16 protein-coding genes and 1 pseudogene are annotated in these 18,657 nt (G+C 58.2%); 8 read left to right on the plus strand and 9 right to left on the minus strand.

Going from position 1 to position 18,657, the window contains the following annotated elements:
* Nucleotides 1-186 precede the first annotated feature (186 nt).
* The 3 genes from VEZ52_RS06470 to bioA all read left to right on the plus strand — a co-directional run bounded on the left by VEZ52_RS06470 (nt 187) and on the right by bioA (nt 3,805).
* The gene (locus tag VEZ52_RS06470; protein ID WP_240824580.1) at nt 187-597 is read left to right on the plus strand and encodes a MucR family transcriptional regulator; all 411 of its coding nucleotides are present in this window, start codon (nt 187-189) and stop codon (nt 595-597) included.
* A 177-nt stretch (nt 598-774) separates the two neighbouring features.
* The gene (gene bioB / locus VEZ52_RS06475; RefSeq protein ID WP_324836098.1) at nt 775-1,725 is read left to right on the plus strand and encodes a biotin synthase BioB; all 951 of its coding nucleotides are present in this window, start codon (nt 775-777) and stop codon (nt 1,723-1,725) included.
* A complete protein-coding gene (gene bioA, locus VEZ52_RS06480; RefSeq protein ID WP_324836099.1) occupies nt 1,712-3,805 on the plus strand; it encodes an adenosylmethionine--8-amino-7-oxononanoate transaminase in 2,094 nt (697 codons plus the stop codon). Before bioB ends, bioA begins: the two co-directional genes overlap by 14 nt.
* Nucleotides 3,806-3,854: 49 nt before the next feature.
* On the opposite strand, the gene VEZ52_RS06485 is transcribed toward bioA, so the two are convergent.
* Nucleotides 3,855-4,064: a hypothetical protein gene (locus tag VEZ52_RS06485; RefSeq protein ID WP_192111918.1), complete on the minus strand. Its 210-nt coding sequence runs from the start codon at nt 4,062-4,064 to the stop codon at nt 3,855-3,857.
* Nucleotides 4,052-4,420 (minus strand): hypothetical protein, encoded by a 369-nt coding sequence (locus tag VEZ52_RS06490; RefSeq protein WP_324836100.1) that lies wholly within the window; start codon nt 4,418-4,420, stop codon nt 4,052-4,054. Before VEZ52_RS06490 ends, VEZ52_RS06485 begins: the two co-directional genes overlap by 13 nt.
* Nucleotides 4,421-4,674: 254 nt before the next feature.
* On the opposite strand from VEZ52_RS06490, the gene VEZ52_RS06495 reads away from it, so the two are divergent.
* The 5 genes from VEZ52_RS06495 (at nt 4,675) to VEZ52_RS06515 (ending at nt 13,403) form a co-directional block, all read left to right on the plus strand.
* Entirely contained in the window at nt 4,675-6,453 is a 1,779-nt protein-coding gene (locus VEZ52_RS06495; RefSeq protein WP_324836101.1) for a formate--tetrahydrofolate ligase, read from the plus strand.
* A 232-nt stretch (nt 6,454-6,685) separates the two neighbouring features.
* Nucleotides 6,686-8,740: an HD domain-containing phosphohydrolase gene (locus VEZ52_RS06500; RefSeq protein WP_324836102.1), complete on the plus strand. Its 2,055-nt coding sequence runs from the start codon at nt 6,686-6,688 to the stop codon at nt 8,738-8,740.
* The gene (locus VEZ52_RS06505) at nt 8,737-10,935 is read left to right on the plus strand and encodes an adenylate/guanylate cyclase domain-containing protein (RefSeq protein ID WP_324836103.1); all 2,199 of its coding nucleotides are present in this window, start codon (nt 8,737-8,739) and stop codon (nt 10,933-10,935) included. Before VEZ52_RS06500 ends, VEZ52_RS06505 begins: the two co-directional genes overlap by 4 nt.
* Nucleotides 10,936-10,961: 26 nt before the next feature.
* Nucleotides 10,962-12,017, plus strand: coding sequence for a FecR family protein (locus VEZ52_RS06510; protein ID WP_324836104.1), 1,056 nt, complete (start codon nt 10,962-10,964; stop codon nt 12,015-12,017).
* Between the two features lie 12 nt (nt 12,018-12,029).
* A complete protein-coding gene (locus VEZ52_RS06515) occupies nt 12,030-13,403 on the plus strand; it encodes a surface lipoprotein assembly modifier (protein WP_324836105.1) in 1,374 nt (457 codons plus the stop codon).
* 175 nt (nt 13,404-13,578) lie between these two features.
* On the opposite strand, the gene VEZ52_RS06520 is transcribed toward VEZ52_RS06515, so the two are convergent.
* The 7 genes and pseudogenes from VEZ52_RS06520 to VEZ52_RS06550 form a co-directional block, all read right to left on the minus strand.
* The gene (locus tag VEZ52_RS06520) at nt 13,579-14,010 is read right to left on the minus strand and encodes an ACT domain-containing protein (RefSeq protein WP_240824457.1); all 432 of its coding nucleotides are present in this window, start codon (nt 14,008-14,010) and stop codon (nt 13,579-13,581) included.
* Nucleotides 14,011-14,039: 29 nt separating this feature from the next.
* Nucleotides 14,040-14,249 carry a twin-arginine translocase TatA/TatE family subunit gene (locus VEZ52_RS06525; protein WP_022659359.1) on the minus strand — a complete coding sequence of 70 codons (210 nt, stop codon included), beginning with the start codon at nt 14,247-14,249 and terminating at the stop codon, nt 14,040-14,042.
* Between the two features lie 160 nt (nt 14,250-14,409).
* Complete coding sequence (gene rho, locus VEZ52_RS06530; protein WP_240824456.1) at nt 14,410-15,705, minus strand: transcription termination factor Rho; 1,296 nt, start codon at nt 15,703-15,705, stop codon at nt 14,410-14,412.
* Between the two features lie 183 nt (nt 15,706-15,888).
* Entirely contained in the window at nt 15,889-16,404 is a 516-nt protein-coding gene (locus VEZ52_RS06535; RefSeq protein ID WP_240824455.1) for a CarD family transcriptional regulator, read from the minus strand.
* Between the two features lie 307 nt (nt 16,405-16,711).
* On the minus strand, nt 16,712-17,308 hold the full coding sequence (gene pth / locus VEZ52_RS06540; RefSeq protein ID WP_192111907.1) for an aminoacyl-tRNA hydrolase: 597 nt from the start codon (nt 17,306-17,308) through the stop codon (nt 16,712-16,714).
* Nucleotides 17,309-17,463: 155 nt separating this feature from the next.
* Nucleotides 17,464-18,348, minus strand: coding sequence for an alpha/beta fold hydrolase (locus tag VEZ52_RS06545; protein ID WP_324836107.1), 885 nt, complete (start codon nt 18,346-18,348; stop codon nt 17,464-17,466).
* A gap of 95 nt (nt 18,349-18,443) precedes the next feature.
* A pseudogene (locus tag VEZ52_RS06550) lies at nt 18,444-18,657 on the minus strand (50S ribosomal protein L25); the annotation flags it as partial.

Raw genomic sequence — 18,657 nt, forward strand, 5'->3', positions numbered from 1 at the left:
TAATGGTTATGTAAAATTTGCAACACAATTTTATATTATAGGGTATAGTACATTGACGAAACAATAGCTGCTGTGTATGTTCTCCCCATCAGGATGGGAGGGGGACCGACTGTTCTGTCAATGAGCCGATCAGGCGGGTACGCAGCGCGTCAGATTGAGTATATTGAAGACAATAAAGGGGTAGTTATGGACGATTATCTGAAAGAGGCGCTGGAAATTACCAGAGCACAAGCTGGCGTTCGCGTTATGAGCGAAGAAGAAATAGCCGCCTTTATACAAAAAGTGGCGCAGGGCATCAAAGCAGTTGCTGAAGGCGAAACGCCTGTGGAACTGGACAGCGGCGAAATGGCCGTTGAAGCACGCAAGTCGGTCAAAGAAAAGTCCGTCACCTGCCTTGAGTGTGGAAAGAGCTTTAAGATCCTTACCAAGCGTCATCTGGCCAGCCACGGCATGACCTCGGCTGAATACCGCGAAAAGTGGGGCTTCAAGAAAGACGCACCTCTGGTGTGTAAGGCCCTGCAGCGCGAACGCCGCAAAAAGATGAAAGACATGAAGCTGTGGGAAAAGCGCCGCAAGGTTCAAGAATCTCCGGCATAAGACCCGCAATAGCAGGCTTTGTCATCGGTCTGAAAGTCCGCCCTTGAGGCGGGCTTTTTTTTTAGGCCAAAAAATGGCATTGTACCTGCCTGTATGACGGCATGGCTGCCATTCAGGGCGGTTACGGCCAGCAAATGATTTTTGCTCTGCATCATTGTTCTTTTTCAGGGTTATATCATGACTGAATCACAGGCGGCTGCAACGCCCGCCGAAGCCCTCGCGCTTTTGTCCCTGCCGCAGGAACACTTGTTTGCCAGGGCCACTGCGCTGCGCGAAGCGGCCTTTGGGCGCGGTATTGTTTTGTGCGCCATCATCAATGCAAGAAGCGGCAACTGCTCCATGGACTGCCGTTTCTGCTCCCAGAGCAGGCACAATCACACCCCCATTGAGGTTTTTCCTCTCTTGCCGGACGATGAGCTGCGCGAGCGCATTCTGCATCTTGCAGCCCTGCCTGTGGCGCGCATTGGCGTTGTTACCAGCGGTTCGGCCCTGAGCGGCAGCGAATTGCAGCGCCTGCGGACTATAATTTCCGGCCTGCCGGATGCCGTGCGCCCGCGCGTCTGCGCATCGCTGGGCAAACTCACTGCTGAAGATTTTGCGCTTTTGTCCGGGGCCGGGCTTACCCGGTTTCACCATAATATGGAAACCTCGCAGGACTTTTACTCCAGCGTGTGCACCACGCAAACCTGGGAGCAGCGGCGCGACACTGTGCTGCGAGCCAGTGGGGCGGGCCTGAGCGTGTGTTCCGGCGGCCTGTTCGGCCTGGGAGAATGCTGGGAAGACCGCGTGGATTTTGCCTTCAGTCTCAAAAAGATGGGCGTGAGCCATGTGCCCATGAATTTTCTGCATCCGCACCCGGAAACGCCGCTGGCAGGGCAGAAGCCCCTCACCGCTGATGAAGCGCTGACGCTCATTGCCGTGTTCCGGCACATTTTGCCCAAGGCGACCTTGCGCATTTGCGGTGGCAGACCCCTGGTGCTGGGCAACCGCCAGAATGAAATTTTCGCCGCCGGGGCCAATGCCCTCATGACGGGCGATTATCTTACAACCCACGGGCAGAGCATTGCGCATGATCTTGAAATGATCGCCGCGCAAGGGCTTGAGGTTCGCTGCGATGCAAACTGCTGAGGAAAAAACTGATCTGCCGCTAAGGGGCCTTTTTGTAGCCGGTTCCGGCACAGATGTGGGCAAGACCGTTGTGACGGCGGCCCTGCTGCGGGCCTTGCTGCTGGCCGGAGTCAAGGCGCAGGCTGTAAAACCTGTGCAGACTGGCGTTGCGCCGGAGCAGGCCAATACGGCCCCCTTGGCCGATGCCCGCGTGTATGCCGCTGCCGTTGCGGGTATGCCGCAATGCGCCGCCATGCTGCCTGCCACGGCCCTCCATTGCTTCAGCCTGCCTGCTTCGCCTCATCTGGCCGCAACCCGCGAAGGCGCGCGCCTGACCTGCGCAGAACTGCGTAACGACATTATTTGCCACAGCCGTGCCAGCACCGCTGAAATGCTGCTGCTCGAGGGCGCTGGCGGCTTGCGGGTGCCGCTCAACGAGCGCGAGGACATGCTCGACCTCATGGCCTCGGTGGGAGTGCCCGTGCTGCTGGTGGGCGGCAACTATCTGGGTGGGCTGAACCACATTCTGCTTTCGCTGGATGCGCTGCGGCATAACGGCCTGCAACTGGCCGGAGTGGTGCTTGTGCCCTCTGCCGATCCGGCAGCGGGTTGCCCCGGTGTGGATGTGGACGCCATGCTGGCCGACAATGCCGCCATGCTGCGTGAGCGGCTGGCGCAACAAGGCCTGACGGCGCCTCTGGTGGAATTGCCGCGCGTGGCGCAACTGGATGCACAGGGCTGGCAGACTCTGGCTCTGGGGCTTGAACCGCTTGTGCGGCATCTGCAAGCCTCACAGGATCCTGCTTGCGACTGCGGCGCGGATGTTGTGCGCCGCGATCATCAGACCATCTGGCACCCCTATGCTTCGGCCTCGCAGCCGCCCTTGCTCAGCACTGTGGCGCGCACCAGAGCCAACCGCATTGTACTGGCAGACGGCAGGGAACTTGTGGACGGCATGTCATCCTGGTGGGCTGCCGTGCACGGCTATAATCATCCGCGCCTTATGGAGGCCCTGCACGCACAGGCCGGGCGCATGCCCCATGTGATGTTTGGCGGCCTGACGCACGAGCCGGCGGTCAATCTGGCAGAGAAGCTGCTGCGCCTCATGCCCGCTGGGTTTGAGCGCGTGTTTTTTGCCGATTCCGGCTCGGTGGCGGTGGAGGTGGCGCTGAAAATGGCTCTGCAATACCAGCAGGGCAGGGGCCAGACCGGGCGCACAAAGTTTCTAACGCCGCGCGGCGGCTATCATGGGGATACCTTTGGCGCCATGTCGGTGTGCGACCCGGTGACGGGCATGCACAGTCTGTTTACAGCCATGCTGCCCCAACAGATATTTATGGAGCGGCCAAGTTGCCGCTTTGACCAGCCCTTTGACCCCGCGAGCCTGGACGATGCCCGGCGTGTTTTTGCCGGGCGCGGGCACGAGATCGCGGCGGTGATTCTTGAACCCGTGGTGCAGGGCGCGGGCGGCATGTGGTTTTACCATCCCGAATATCTGCGCGGCCTTGCACAACTGTGCTGCGAGGCTGGCGCGCTGCTGATATTTGACGAAATCGCCACGGGTTTTGGCCGCACGGGCAAGATGTTTGCTGCGGAATGGGCCGGTCTTGTGCCGGATATTCTCTGCTGTGGCAAGGCGCTTACGGGCGGGGTGCTCACCCTGGCTGCCACGGCCTGCACAGCCAGCGTGGCGGAGGGCATCTGCGCCGGGGGCAATGTGTTTATGCACGGCCCCACCTTTATGGCCAATGCGCTGGCCTGCGCAGTGGCCTGCGCCAGCCTTGACCTGCTGCGAGAGGAAGACTGGCGGCAGAAGGTGGCAAATCTTGAAAGCGGCCTGCGTTCAGGGCTTGCCCCCTGTGCGGGGCTGCAAGGCGTGGCTGACGTGCGCGTACTGGGCGGCATAGGCGTTGTGGAAACGTGCGAACCCGTCAATACTGCCGCGTTGCAGGAGTATTTTGTACGGCATGGCATCTGGGTGCGGCCATTTAACCGCCTCGTTTACCTCATGCCGCCGTATATTACCCCGGCTGAGGATGTGGCGCGGCTTTGCGCTGTGGTGGCAGGCGCCCTGGAATCAGGAGCGCATCTGCCTGCCTAGATTCTGGCTGGCTCTCTCCCGGCATTGCAGGCAAAGGCCCTGTGGCGCGTTATTTTTCTGTGGGCGGCGGAGGAACAGGCAGCCCCTTGAAGATGAGCCGGGTGGCGGCAGCATCGGCCAGTTCGGAGACGTCCATGAGCTTTTCCAGCAGTTCAAGCAGGTAGAAGCGGTCGTTTTCGCAACCGTCCTTGAAATCGGCTTCGAGCTCGCCGCTGCGGATGTAGTTTTCCAGTTCCGTAAGATCGTTTACCGTGAGCATGGAGAATCCTTTTGCAGCGCGGAGATGCAACGCTCCGTCAGGTCGTGGACCATCTGCTCGACCTGCCGGATTTCTTCGCGGGTGATGTTGTCGTAGTGGATGCCCGCGCTGACGCACACGGCGCAGCTCAGGGCCTGGGCCATGTGTTCGGCCATGCGCAGGGCGAGAGCGTCTTCCTTGTGGCCGGGCAGACCCGCCAGATGGCATTGGGCTTCTATCTGACCATGCGCAGGCGCGGCCAGAGCCACTGCGCCGATATGGGTTGCGCCGCCGCCGCAGAGCACCTGCAGGTCGCGCCCCTGGCGAAAAACGCGCAGATGTATGCTCAGGCGGCCTTGTTGAGCGGTGAATCGCATGGCTGCTCCTGTGCTTTGCGGCAGGGCGGGGGCCGTGCCGCTGCATACGTTACGGTTCTGACTGCGAGTCCGGTGAAATTTCCAGCCTGCCAGTTACGGCGGGCAAACCCGCCCATGAACATGGCGGAATTGTTGTGGTATATATATGATGCGGTCTACAGCCGCAAGGCCGCCACGATGTCTGTTGCCCCGGGCTTGACGCCCCAGCGGGCGGCCCGTACCATTTTGCCAATTCTTTGTTGTATGGAGACAGCATGACTCTTGATCCCACCAAGCACCCGGACTGGCAGATAGCCCTGGATGCCGAACAGAATATGAAAACTTTTGAAGCCCTGACCGACGAGATGGGGCTGGAACCTTCAGAAGTGCTGCCCTACGGGCGATACATGGGCAAGATTGAGCAGCAGGAAGTGCTGCAAAGGCTTGAAAACCGCCCCAACGGCAAATATGTTGACGTTACGGCCATCACGCCCACGCCCCTTGGCGAAGGCAAGTCCACCACCACCATCGGTCTGGTGCAGGGGCTTGCGCGGCGTGGTTTGCGGTCTTCCGCCGCTATCCGCCAGCCTTCGGGCGGCCCCACCATGGGCATGAAGGGTTCCGCCGCTGGCGGCGGTCTTTCGCAGTGCATCCCGCTCACGCCGTATTCCCTCAACTTTACGGGCGATATCCATGCCGTGGGCGCGGCTCACAATCTTGCCATGACGGCCCTCACATCCCGCATGCAGCACGAGCGCAACTATGACGACGCAACGCTTGAGCGGCTCTCTGGCATGCGCCGTCTGGATATTGACCCCACGCGCGTCAGCACCGGCTGGGTGATGGATTTTTGCGCCCAGGCCCTGCGTAACGTGATTATCGGCATGGAAGGCGACGGCAGGCGCAACGACGGCTTTATGATGCGCTCGCACTTTGACATCACCGTTGCTTCCGAGGTCATGTCCATCCTTTCCGTGGCGCGCGATCTGGCCGATCTGCGGCAGCGCATGGGCCGCATGGTGCTTGCCCTTGACCGCAACGGCAGACCCGTGACCACCGCCGACCTTGAAGTGGACGGCGCCATGACCGCCTGGCTGGTGGAGGCCATCAAGCCCAACCTTATCCAGACCATCGAGGGCCAGCCCGTGCTGGTGCATACTGGCCCCTTCGGCAATATTGCCCTGGGCCAGAGTTCGGTTATTGCCGACAGGGTGGGGCTGAAGCTTGGCGACATCCATGTGACAGAATCCGGCTTTGCCGCAGAAATGGGCTACGAAAAATTCTGGAACCTCAAGTGCCGTTACAGCGGCCTTGCCCCTGACGCGGCGGTGATTGTGGCGACAGTGCGGGCGCTCAAGCACCACGGCGGCGCGCCGCAGCCCCGCCCCGGTCAGCCCCTGCCCGAAGAATACCTGCGGGAAGATGTGGGTCTGGTGGAGGCCGGTTGCGTCAACCTGCTGCACCACATCGGTATTGTACGCCGTTCCGGCGTGCCGTCTGTTGTGTGCATTAACAAGTTTTATACCGACAAGCCCGCTGAAATTGCCGCTATCCGCCGTATCTGCGAAAAGGCGGGGGCAAGCGTGGCTGTTTCTGAACACTGGGAAAAAGGCGGCGAAGGCGCGCTTGAACTGGCAGATGCCGTCATGGACGCCTGCAACTCGCCCAAGCGGAACTTCCGCCCGCTCTACGACTGGAAGCTGCCCATTGCCGAGCGCATTGTCTGCATCGCCCGCGAAGTGTACGGCGCGGACGGCGTGGATTTTGAACCCATGGCCGCCCAGCGGCTCAAGACGCTTCAGGAACGCCCCGATGCGGATGAGCTTGGCGTGTGCATGGTCAAAACCCAGTACTCGCTTTCGGATGATGCCAAGCGCAAGGGCGTGCCTTCTTCCTGGCGGCTGCATGTGCGCGATGTGCTGCTTTTTGGCGGCGCTGGCCTTGTGGCCCCGGTGGCGGGCGATATCAGCCTTATGCCCGGTACTGGCTCCAGGCCTTCCTTCCGCAACATCGATGTGGATGTGACAACCGGGCGCGTAACCGGCGTGTTCTAGGCAAAGCATACAATAAAAGCGTTATCCGGTCTGTTGATTGGCCGGATAACGCTTTTATTGCCTTTCATAAGTAAAAAAAATATTTTTCAGTAATATCTTTCCAACTCATTCTATTCATACTTAATCAGGTTAGCGCATATCAGATATGCCGGTTTTTGCCGCTTGAAAAAAATCACAAAAGACATAGGGTTAGCGCTATAAAAACACCGTATTGATCCACTAGGAGGATCGCATGGAAGTAGTGCTCAGAGGCGTGCGCGGCAGCATTGCCGTGCCAGCTCCGGCCATGTCGTTTTACGGTGGCAACACCTCATGCGTTGAACTGCGCTCCGACAACGGGGCGCTTATTTTTTTTGATGCTGGTACAGGTCTGCGGCAGGCTGGCGAAAACCTGCCGGAAAGCGGCACCTGCCATCTTTTTATTTCGCACGGGCATACAGACCACATTCAGGGGCTGGGGTTCTTCCCCCCCCTGCATTCCCCCCGCTGGACAACCCACATCTATATTCCCGCCTGGCTTGAGGACGTGCTGGACAATCACTTTGCCCACGGCATGTTTCCCATACCTTTCAGCGATTTTGCCGGAAACGTTGTGCGGCACAGCCTTGAACCCGGCGACGAGGTGCATCCCGCCGATGGAGTTGCGGTAGCGGCCATAGCGGCCAACCATCCCGGCGGTGCGCTTGCCTACAGGGTTTGCGCCGACAATGCCGTTTTTGTGTACTCCGGCGATTATGAAATCACCCGCGCCCCCGAAGTGCAGCAGGCGGCGCGCGAACTGCTTGAAGGCTCGGATCTGGCTGTTGTGGACAGCATGTACAGCAAGGCCAGCTATATTGAAGGCTGGGGGCATTCCCGCTGGGAAGACTGGCGTGATCTGGGGCATGCTGCCGGGTCGGGATGCATTGTGCTTTCACACCATGCGCCGGACATGACGGACGCGCAGATAGACGCGCTACAGCGTGAGGCCTTGCACAGTTGCCAGATAAGCGGGCAGCGTCTGTGCTTTGCGCGTGAAGGCATGCGGTTCAGCCTGCCCATGCCCAGGCAGCAGGCCTGCGGAGAATGTGGTCTGGTTCAGTTCAGCGACTGGCTCGACAGGTTTCTGGACGACCTTTCGCAGTATCAGGACGAAAACACGCTGCTTGACCGCATACTCGCCAAATCCCGCGAGATCACGCGGGCAGATGCCGGAACCATTTTTCTTGTTGATGGAGAAGACCTGCTCTTTGCCTACACGCACAATGACAGTCTGTTTTCTGTAAACACTGCCTCAAAGTTCGCCTATTCATCGGCGCGCCTGCCCACCAATCCTCATTCCATTGCGGGCTATGCTGCCTGCACGGGCGAAATGCTCAATATTGTGGATGTGCGCGCCTTGCCAAAGGATTTGCCGTTTTCATTCCGTGATGATTTTGACAAGGCCACGGGATACCACACGGAATCCATGCTCGTGGTGCCGTTTCACGACCACGCGGGGCGCATCTCGGGTGTGATGCAGCTTATCAACAGCCTTGATCCGCGCACGGGCAAGCCCCGCAAGTTCACCCACGATATGGAGCGGCACATACGGGTGCTGGCCCGCGAAATCGCCAATATCCTTGAGCGCAGCCATCTTGTGCGGGCAAGCATCAACAGGCTTGTGCGGCTGGCATCCGTGCATGATCCGCTGGAAACTGGGCCCCATGCCGAGCGCGTGGGCGCCATTGCCGCAGAAATGTACCAGGTGCGGGCCAACCGCCTGTGCCTTGACCCGGACGTGACCCTGCATGTCAAAAGCCAGATACGCCTCGCCGCCATGCTGCACGACATAGGCAAGGTGGGCGTGAGCGATCTGCTGCTGAAAAAGCCGGGCAAGCTCTCTGATGAAGAAATGGCCGTCATGCGGTCGCATACGATTATTGGCGCGGGCATTCTGGAGGCAGAAGCCCAGAGCGGCGGATTCATGACCTTTGCCCGCGAGATAGCCCACCATCACCATCAGAAATGGAACGGCAAGGGCTATGCAGGCCCAAGCGACGCTGGCAGGCTGGAAGGGGAGGATATCCCCCTTGCAGCGCGTATAACCGCCATCGCCGATGTGTTTGACGCGCTGGTTTCTCCCCGTTCGTACAAGGCCGCATGGCCGCACGAAAAGGCTCTTGCTCTCCTGCGCGAGGAGGCGGGCAGTCATTTCGACCCGCAGCTTGTGGAATGCCTTGAAGAAATCATGGACGTTGTCGCCAAAATTTATGAGCGCTTTCCTGATGCGGAGCCGGAACAGGCAAACCGCGATACTGCTTCATGAACATTGCAGATGCCCTGAAACGCCTGCTGCGGCAGCCGTGGCTTTTCACCGCCCTTGTGGGGCTGTGCGGCGGCCTTGCCATGCTGGCGCTGTATGTGGTGCAGCCTGTGGCGCTGCAACGCCTTGATCTGAGAATTTACGATGCGCTGCTGCCCCTGCGGCGGCAAAGCGAGCCTTCTGCGGTACCTCTTGTTGTCGATATAGACGAGGAATCCCTGGCCCGTTACGGACAGTGGCCCTGGCCCCGGTATCTGGTGGCCGACCTTGTGGACAGGCTGGCGCAAAACGGCGCTGCATCCATAGGGCTGGATATCATGTTTGCAGAGCCGGACAGAACTTCGCCAGCGAGCATGCGTGAGGGGCTTTATCGAGACAGGGGCGTGACGCTCGAAATTATTGGCCTGCCTTCGTTTTTGGGGGATTTTGATGCCCTGTTTGCCGCCTCCGTGCGTGCGGCGCCTGTGGTGCTTGGCGCTTTTGCCCGTTATGCGGGCAAGGCGTACACAGGCCCCCTGCCGCAGCCTCCGGCCATGATAGCGCGGGGCGGCAAGGATGCTCCCCCATTCGACGCCTATTTGCCGCCAGCCCTTGGCGCTGTTTTGCCCCTGCCGCGGCTTTTTGCAGAGGCCCCCGTGGGTTTTGTGAATGTCTCGCCCGATGCGGATGGCCTTGTACGGCAGGTTCCGCTACTGCTCAAGCTTGGGGATGCCGTTTACCCATCGCTGGCCTTGCAGGCTCTCATGCGCGCGCTGGGAACTGATGCCCTGCGGCTGTACACAGGGCCGGACGGGCTTTTCAGCGTGGCGGCGGGGGAGTTCAAGATTCCGGTTTCGCGCGAGGGCTATATGCTGGTTCCCTTTCAGGGGGGGCGGCATACTTATAGGTATATCAGCGCCGCCAAGGTGCTGGAGGGCAGTGCAAAGCGGGCTGATATCGACGGTAGCATTGTTTTTGTGGGCACATCCGCACCCGGTCTGGCCGACATCCGCGCAACGCCCTTTGACAGGGTGATGCCGGGGGTGGAAGTGCATGCGGCGGCCATAGACGCCATGATCAGCGGCAATTTTGTGCAGTTGCCATCCTGGGGGCCTGGGGCGCAGGCGTTGATAATCGCCTTTGTGACCTGCGCGGCAACGCTTGCCTTTGGCTTTGCCGGGCCGCGCGTGTATGTGCCGTCTTCGCTGGCGCTGATGGGCGCTACGGTCGTGGCCTCACGCCAGCTGTTTATGGGAGGCCTGTTTCTTTCGCCTCTGTATGGTCTGCTCACCACCCTGCTGTGCGGCGGCTTGCTGCTGAGCGTGCGCTTCTGGCAGGAGGAAAAGCAGAAAATTGTTCTGCGCCGTGCCTTTTCGCGCTATGTATCGCCGGAGGTTGTCAAGCGGATCAGCAAGCGGCAGGGCGATCTGCTGGCGGGCGAAAACCGTGAGCTTTCCATTCTGTTCACGGATATCAGGGGATTTACGAGCCTTTCTGAATCGCTTTCGCCGCAGGATGTGGTGCAACTGCTGAACCGCTATTTTACGCCCATGACGGCCATTGTGCGCAGTCGGCAGGGCACTCTGGACAAGTTCATCGGTGATGCGCTCATGGCCTTCTGGAACGCGCCCCTTGATGTGCCGGGGCATCCCGCGCTGGCGGTGGACGCCGCATTGAGCATGCAGGAGCAGCTTGAGGCGCTGAACGGCGAAATTGAGGCGAACTTTGGCATACGCCTTGCCATGGGCGCGGGCATTCACACCGGGCAGGCCTATGTGGGCAACATGGGGTCGGACGACCTTATCAACTACACCCTCATAGGCGATAATGTGAACCTGGCCTCGCGCCTAGAGGGGCTGTGCAAACGCTACGGCGCGCCCGTGGTGGTGAGCGGGGATACCAGGGAAGGCTGCGGGGATGCCTTTGCCTTTGTTCATCTTGACGTGCTGCGGGTCAAGGGCAAGACGAAGCCTGTCAGCATCTACTGGCCCATGAGGCCGGGTACGGATGCAATTTTTCAGGCGGCTATGCCGCAATGGAGCGCGGCGCGCGCTCTGTATGAACAGGGGGATTTTGGCGAGGCGGCTGCTGGCTTTGCAGCGCTGGCAAAAAGGTATCCCGCCGTTCGTCTGTTTAGCCTGTATCATGAGCGCTCGCTCATGCTCGCGCAGAATCCGCCTGCCCAGTGGGACGGCATCTGGACAATGGAAGGCAAGTAGAAACATCCTGTTGCTGTGGGGGAAACATGATTCGTTCAATGCTGTGGCGCGGGGCTTTGGCCCTGTGCCTGACTTTACTGGCTGGGGGCGTATGTACGGCCAAGGATGTGGGACAGGTTATTTCCTTCAAGGCTGGCGTTACTGCCCAAAGAGATGGGCAGGCAGTGGCGCTGGACATGAAAAGCCCGGTTGGGGATCGGGATACGCTGACGACAGATGCCACGGGTCGGGCGCAGATTCTTTTTGACGACGACACAACCGTGGCGCTTGGTTCCAATACGTCCCTGAGCCTTGAAACGGTTGTCGCAGAAGGTGCTAATCCTGCCTTCAAGGCCAGAATGGGGCAGGGCGTGGCCCGCTTCATCACGGGCAAGATTGTGGAAAAAAATCCTGACGGCTTTTCTGTGGTCACGCCGGATGCTACCGTTGGTATTCGCGGCACCATCTTTGCCGTCCGGGTAGGCAACGGTACCACAACCGTCTTTGTAACCAACACCACCAAGCAGGTCTTTGTTAACGGTGTGCTGGTGCCGACCGGTTTCAAGATCACCCTGCCTCAAGGCACGCCTACGCCCATGACGCCGGCAGACCACAATCTGGTGTCTGGCAGCGTGGCGGCCAACAACCCCGCCTCTAGCGGAACAGCGCAGCTTGCGCCGCCTTCCACTGCTGTGGGTAATCCTGTTGCACCAACGACGCTGGCGCAGACACCCATTGTATCGCAGGCGCTGGGCGAGGGCTTCCGGCAGACGGGCAACGCCAACGTGTCTGGTTCGCTGAACAATGAAGTGTACACGGGATCGTTCAGCTTTCAGGTTAATCTGGCAAGCGGTGCCGTAAGCAACGGCGTCATGCAGTCTGGCAACTTGGACACACCTATGGCAATGACGGGTGGAAGGGGGAGCATCAGCGGCTCAAGCCTGAATGTCAGCGGGTTCACGGCGGATGATTATTCCGGCTCCATGAGCGGCACCGCCGCCCGCAACACATCAGGGCTGTCTGTTTCAGGCGGCTACAAGATCACTAATAACAGTGATGGCGAATTGAGGGAATCTGGCACATTTTCCGGCAAGCAACGATAGGTGGAGCAAACAATGATACGTAATCCATTCCACCTGCTGCAGCTCTGCTGTAGGTTCGCGCTTGCGCTTCTGTGCATGCTTTTGCTGGTCAGTGCCGCCATTGCCGCAGAGGATTCCCCCGCTCTGCGCACGGCGGTAGGATCTGCCAAGGCAGATGCTGCGGCTCTCATGCAACAGGGCAAATATGCTTCCGCATACGATATGTACATGCGCCTGCTGCGTGAAGCGCCGGACGATGATGAAATCAACCTCAATCTGGCGCGCAGTTCCATGCGCAGCGGGCGGTACAATCAGGCTGTAATGGCCTATGAACGCCTCACGGAAAAGTATCCGTCGGAGCCGGTACTCTACAGCGAACTGGCGCAGGCCTATATGGCGCTTGAAGACCGGGACAGCGCGGAACGAGCCATGGCAACCATGCGTTCGCTGAATCCCAACATCAGCAAGGCTGATAATGACCGACTTCTGGATTCGCTTGAAAAGCGTTACGATCACTGGCAGGTGCATGGCAAACTCCGCACCGGGCTGTTGTATGACTCAAACGCTACATTTGGCCCTTCAAGCACCACAATGGATTTGGGTACGTGGCGTGTCAGCCTGCCGGATTCGGAAGCCAAGGGTACCTTTGGCGCTTATTTGGGGGCAAACCTTGATGTGGGCTGGAAGGCCGAGCGGGATACGCCATGGTGGATCGTAGGCGATGCCCAGGGCATGGCGCGCGGCAATGGAGATTCATCGCTTGATGATGTACACAGCCGCACTTCTGAATGGGGCAGGGCGGCGGTGGGCCTTCGCCATCTCACGCCTACAACCATGTTTGATCTGCGCCTCAAGAGCGAAGTTTTTGATTATCAGTGGTACCAGAATGTCACGGCATCCGGCCCGGAAGCTACATGGCTTTGGGCGGTCACGCCGTCATGGCATCTCATTACGCGCGGTACCCTGGATTCGCGGGCATACTCGCGGGACGGCGACCGCAACGGCGCATACTGGACACTGGGCCAGTATGTGCGGCGTTTTTTTGGCGAGAGCAACCATGAAATCATGGTTGGCCTGAGTTATGTGGGCGGCAATACGCCGGAGAAGGCCGATTACTGCTACACCGGATGGGAAGCCAGCGGTAGGCTTTCACTCAAACTGCCCAAGGGCTTTGAGTTTGCCCCCTTTGTTTCCTTTGAAAATGACTGGTACAACGGCCCGGCAACGGCCCTTGAAACGTCAAACAGGCTTGACCAGAAATGGCGCACCGGCGCGGCCCTTACGTGGCACATTACCGATGCATGGTCGGTTGAAACTACGTACCAGTATACTCACAACAATTCGGAAAGCCCGTTGTACAGATATGATCAGTCCCTTGTTTCTCTGGGAGTTGCCTGGTCGTTCTAGGGTCGGCTAGGATCATGGTATTGACGCCCACGGGTCACTTCATTCGCAACAAAAAATGGCTTGTGGGAAACCACAAGCCATTTTGCGTAAAATCTGCCAGAGAGCCGAGACAAAAAAAGAGCCGCTGTAACAGCGGCTCTTTGAGCTTGAAAATCCTGAGGCTTGGGTCAACGCCCTAGCGGGCGCAGAGGCGTTCTGCCGGGATAATGACAAAGTCGTGGGCCTTGAGTACTTCAATAGCCTGATCGACCTTGTCAAAGCGAAAGATCATGACGGCGCTTTCGGCTTCGCGCTGCACAAAGGCGTACATGTATTCCACGTTGATGCCGTTCTTGGAAACCGTCTGAAGGACGGAATCGAGGCCGCCGGGGACATCGGGAACTTCCACGGCCACAACGCTTGTGCGGCCAAGGGTGAATCCCTTTTCTTTCAAAACAACCTTGGCTTTATCATGGTCGCATACAATCATGCGCAGAATGCCGAAGTCAGAAGTATCGGCCAGCGAGAGCGCGCGAATATTAATGCCAGCCTCTGCCAGAGTATGCGTAACCTCGGCCAGACGCCCGGCCCGGTTTTCCAGAAAAACTGAAAGCTGTTCCGTTTTCATGACAAATCCTTATGTTTCAACGGGCGGTTCTATGCCTTGTGATTGGGATCGTCAGTAGACGTGGGCTGCTTTTTATCCTTGGGGGTTATGTCAATTTCATCCGGCTCGGTTGAAGAGCGGCGAAAGTTGCGGATTGCCCGACCCAGCCCGCCGCCGATTTCCGGCAGTTTGTTCGACCCGAAAACAAGCAGAACCACAACAAGTAAGAGCAATAATTCAGGCATGCTTACGCCGAACATGCGGGGAGCCTCCGTTGAGAGTTGGGCAATAATGCAAATTACACCCTAAAAGATAAGCCTTGCTAAACCCAAGGTCAAGGTGAAACCTGGAGCCGACCGGGTGGACGGCTCCATCCTCGCGCCGCAGAGCGGCAATTTGCCTTGGTTGGTTGCCGGGGGCTTACTTGCCCATGGCGTTCATGAAATCCTTGTTGGATTTGGTCGCGCGCATTTTGTCCAGCAAAAATTCCATGCTGTCGATGGAAGACATGGGCGCAAGAATTTTGCGCAGAATCCACACGCGGTTGAGCACATCGTCGGCCAGCAGCAGATCTTCCTTGCGGGTGCCCGTGCGGTTGATGTCGATGGCGGGGAAGACGCGTTTTTCCGAAAGGTGGCGGTCGAGGTAGATTTCCATGTTGCCGGTACCTTTGAATTCTTCAAAGATAACTTCATCCATGCGGGAACCCGTGTCGATAAGCGCCGTAGCGATGATGGTGAGGCTGCCGCCTTCTTCAATATTGCGGGCCGCGCCAAAAAAGCGTTTGGGCCGTTGCAGGGCGTTGGCGTCAAGACCGCCGGAGAGCACCCGGCCGGAAGAAGGAGTAACCGCGTTATACGCGCGCCCCAGGCGGGTGATGGAGTCGAGCAGAATGACAACATCGCGCTTGCGTTCCACAAGGCGCTTGGCTTTTTCAAGCACCATCTCGCACACCTGCACGTGGCGCTGCGGCGGTTCGTCAAAGGTGGAGCTGATAACCTCGGCCTTTTTGACTGTGCGCTCCATGTCGGTAACTTCTTCCGGGCGCTCGTCAATCAAAAGCACAATGAGGTACACATCGGGGTTATTGGCGTTAATGGCATTGGCCAGCGCCTGGAGCAGGATTGTTTTACCCGTGCGCGGCGGGGCCACGATAAGGCCGCGCTGCCCGCAGCCAATGGGGGCCATGATGTCGATAACGCGGTTGGAAAGATTTTTCTCGCCATTTTCCATGACGAGCTGGCGGTCAGGATAGATTGGCGTGAGGTTGTCGAACAGAACAAGATTTTTAGCGTGTTCCGGCGGTTCAAAGCCGATCTCGGTGACCTTGAGCAGGGCAAAGTAGCGTTCGCCCTCCTTGGGGGGGCGGATCTGACCGGAAACTATATCGCCCTTGCGCAAGGAAAACCGCCTGATCTGCGAAGGCGACACGTAGATGTCGTCCGGGCCGGGCATGTAGCTGCACAGCGGCGAGCGCAAAAAGCCAAAGCCATCGGGCAGAATTTCAAGCACGCCATCACCGTAAATGGCGCCGTTTTGTGAAGCACAGGTGGAAAGCAGAGCGAAAATGAGTTCCTGCTTACGCATGGAACTGGCATTTTCAATTTCATACTGCTCAGCCAGCTCCATGAGTTCCTGCATGCTACGCGTCTTCAGATCCGTGAGGCTCAAGGCGCTGTCGGTCAACAGTGTGGAAGTAGCTTTCTTTTTGCGCATAACAGTCCGATATTTTGATAAGACACAGGGTAACGCTTACAATATTTGCATATTGTAGCGTGGTAGGCGGATGATATTGGGAACAAAAAAGATGTGTGAAAATGCGATTAGCCCATCTTTTCTGTAATGGCAAGGAAAAAATACGTCGCTGTTCACAAAAAATTCGGTCTGGGTGTGAGCGGGCTAGCTGGCGGTTTCTTCTGGTGCTGGCGGGGGGGCATAAATTTCAAGCAGTTCGTCGCGCACCTTGTCTTCTGCGATTTCCAGAACTTCTGACAATTCGCCGGTCACAAGGCCCATAGCCTGCTCCTGAAGCCGCCGTTCGCCAAAAGAAAGCTCCTTGCTGCGGCCAATAAGCAGCAACTCGCGCAGCACTTCGGCCACAATAGCAAGGCTCGGGCTTTTGAGCCGCTCGGAATATTCGCGGAAGCGGCGGTTCCAGTTCTGGCCTGTGTATACAACCTTGCCCGAATCATTGCGGAGGGATTCGAGAATCGTGGATGCTTCATCCTTGGGCGTAAGGGTGCGCAGGCCCACATGGGCGGCATTGTTTACCGGAACCATCAGCGTGACGTTGTTTGCCCGAATGCGCACAATATAGAGCTCACAGACAAGCCCCCCAACGGTTTTGCTGTCTATGCGTTCTATTTGGCCCACACCTTGGGCAGGATATACAACGAGATCGTCCGGAGTGAACATGATGCCACCAAAACGCCCCTAAAGGCGCCAATAAACGAGACCTGGAGCGATAGCTGGAAGTCGCGAATTAAATGAAGTATTGAAGAGTCGGAAACCGACTCTTCAAATATCCTAGTCCAAGAATGGGCAGGAGTCCAGTTGAAAAAGTATTTTGCTCATATTTGGGGCAATGGGCATTTGACCGGGCCAGCAAGGCAGTGCGCAAATACTGTTGCAGAAGGCTTACAGCATTGGCCTGCTGCAAATTGATTGCAAAACCAGCGGTTACAGAAAGCCATTATCAAAAGGCAGCACTGCATGGCATTGCTCAGGATGCCTTTCGCGCAGCACGAACTGCGCTGTCGAGCCCTTTATCGGCAAAGGCAAACAATGTATCGGCGGCAAGTTCCATCGAATTCTCAATGTTTTTTGCATCTTCGCCTTCCGGCCGACCCAGTACCCAGTTGGTCACGTCACCCTTGTGCGGCGGGCGGCCAATGCCCATGCGCAGGCGGTAAAAATCTGGCGTTCCCAAAAGTTCTGTGATGGATTTCAGCCCATTGTGCCCGGCATTGCCCCCGCCAAGCTTAAAGCGCAGCTCCCCGGCGGGGATGTCCAGCTCGTCATGCACGACAACAAGATCATGCGGCTTGAGTTTGTGCCAGGCGAGCAGCGGCTGCACGCACTGGCCGCTCAGGTTCATGAATGTCTGCGGTTTGGCCGCAAGCCATAAGCCCCCAAGCTTTGGCAGGCGCAAGCGCCACAATTCGCAAGAAAATTTGCCGCCGTTCTGCTGGCTCGCCTCGCCGTCTCTGGCGGCAAGTTCCACAAGATAGCTCACAAAATCAAAGCCGCAATTATGACGTGTGTGGTCGTATTTGGCGCCGGGATTGCCCAGGCCTACGATAACGCCTTTATAATCCATTGGATGCGCCTCCGGGGGCGATTTTAGGGCAACTTCATTTTGAAATTGCTCTGATGACTGCGAGAGCAGGCACTCGCCGTGAAGGTATGAGCGCAATTTACTTGCGCGGTTAAATGCCGGAACCGGCGTGTCTTAAACTTTGAAAATGTATATTTTCAAAGTTTATCTGCTCTGGTCTGCTCAAGGTGCAGCGGCAGGCCAAGCCCCGCGCATGCCGCTGCTGCGGTGCGGGCCATGAAGTGGCACAGCGGGGGATTCATGGCGGCCAGATGCCCGCCGCCGGGCAGCCAGACCAGCTTTTTGGCCGGTGCCTTGAGGCAGTCAAAGGTGGCCTGAATGATGGCTGGCGTAAACAGGGCATCGTTTTGAGCGCTGAAAAAACACAGGGGGCACTGTAGCCCCTCGGGCAGACGCGTGTTGAACAGGCTGGCCAAAAAACTCAGGGGGTACGTCAGCCGTGTTCTGCGGCGGTTGCTCACAGTTCGCCGCGCGCCGGAAATGATCCGCCAGGAATCAAGATAAGCCTGCAAGGGCATGGGCAGCCACGGCAGCCAGTGTGCCAGTCTACAGAAAATACGTTCAATATCCGCCCTGCGGTCAGCCAGCCCGGCAAAGCGCGTCAGATAGACAGCCTCGCGCATCTGGGGCAACACGCCGGTAATGGGGAATGCCGCCGTAAGGCTGGAGGATGCCGCAGCGTGCGCCAAGGCGAGTATGCCGCCCTGGCTGTGCCCGCATACGGCAATGTGGGCATGGCCTGCGTCACGCAGCCATGCCTCGGCGTCCAGGCAGTTTTGCCGCAGGTCGTCAAAGCTGAAACCCGCGCTGTGGCGGTTCAGCCCGTGCCCGGTAAAATGCACTGCGGCAACGGCAAAGCCAGCTTGCTGCAAGGCGGCAATCATGGGCCGATACTGTATGGGCGACAGCATGGTGCCAGGATAAAACAGCATGACCCCGGCCCCATGATTGGGCCAGAGTTCGAGCCGCAGTTCCCGGTTATGGGCAGACAGCTTGTGCGTGACAAAGGCTGGTTTGTTCATGGCGCCATGCGTACATAAAATGAGGCCGGTTCCGCTAGGAACCGGCCAATACAGTCGCACAAAGGCCCGATGACCGGGCTTTGCGTCAAACAGTCTTATTCGGCGGCTTCAGCGGCTTCCTTGGCCTTGGAAAGAACGCTGACGATGGCGAAGTTCTGGTCGTAAACAGCCTTGACGTTTTCGGGCAGCTGCAGGTCGCCCACGCAGATGGTGGTGTTGATGTCCATGGGGGTCACATCAACAACGATCTTTTTGGGCATGTCCAGGGGCTTGCTGCACAGGCGCACGATTTCGCGGTAGGTTTCAAGC

Origin of the sequence: Desulfovibrio sp., assembly GCF_035644575.1 — a bacterium.
Taxonomy (GTDB): Bacteria; Desulfobacterota; Desulfovibrionia; order Desulfovibrionales; family Desulfovibrionaceae; genus Desulfovibrio.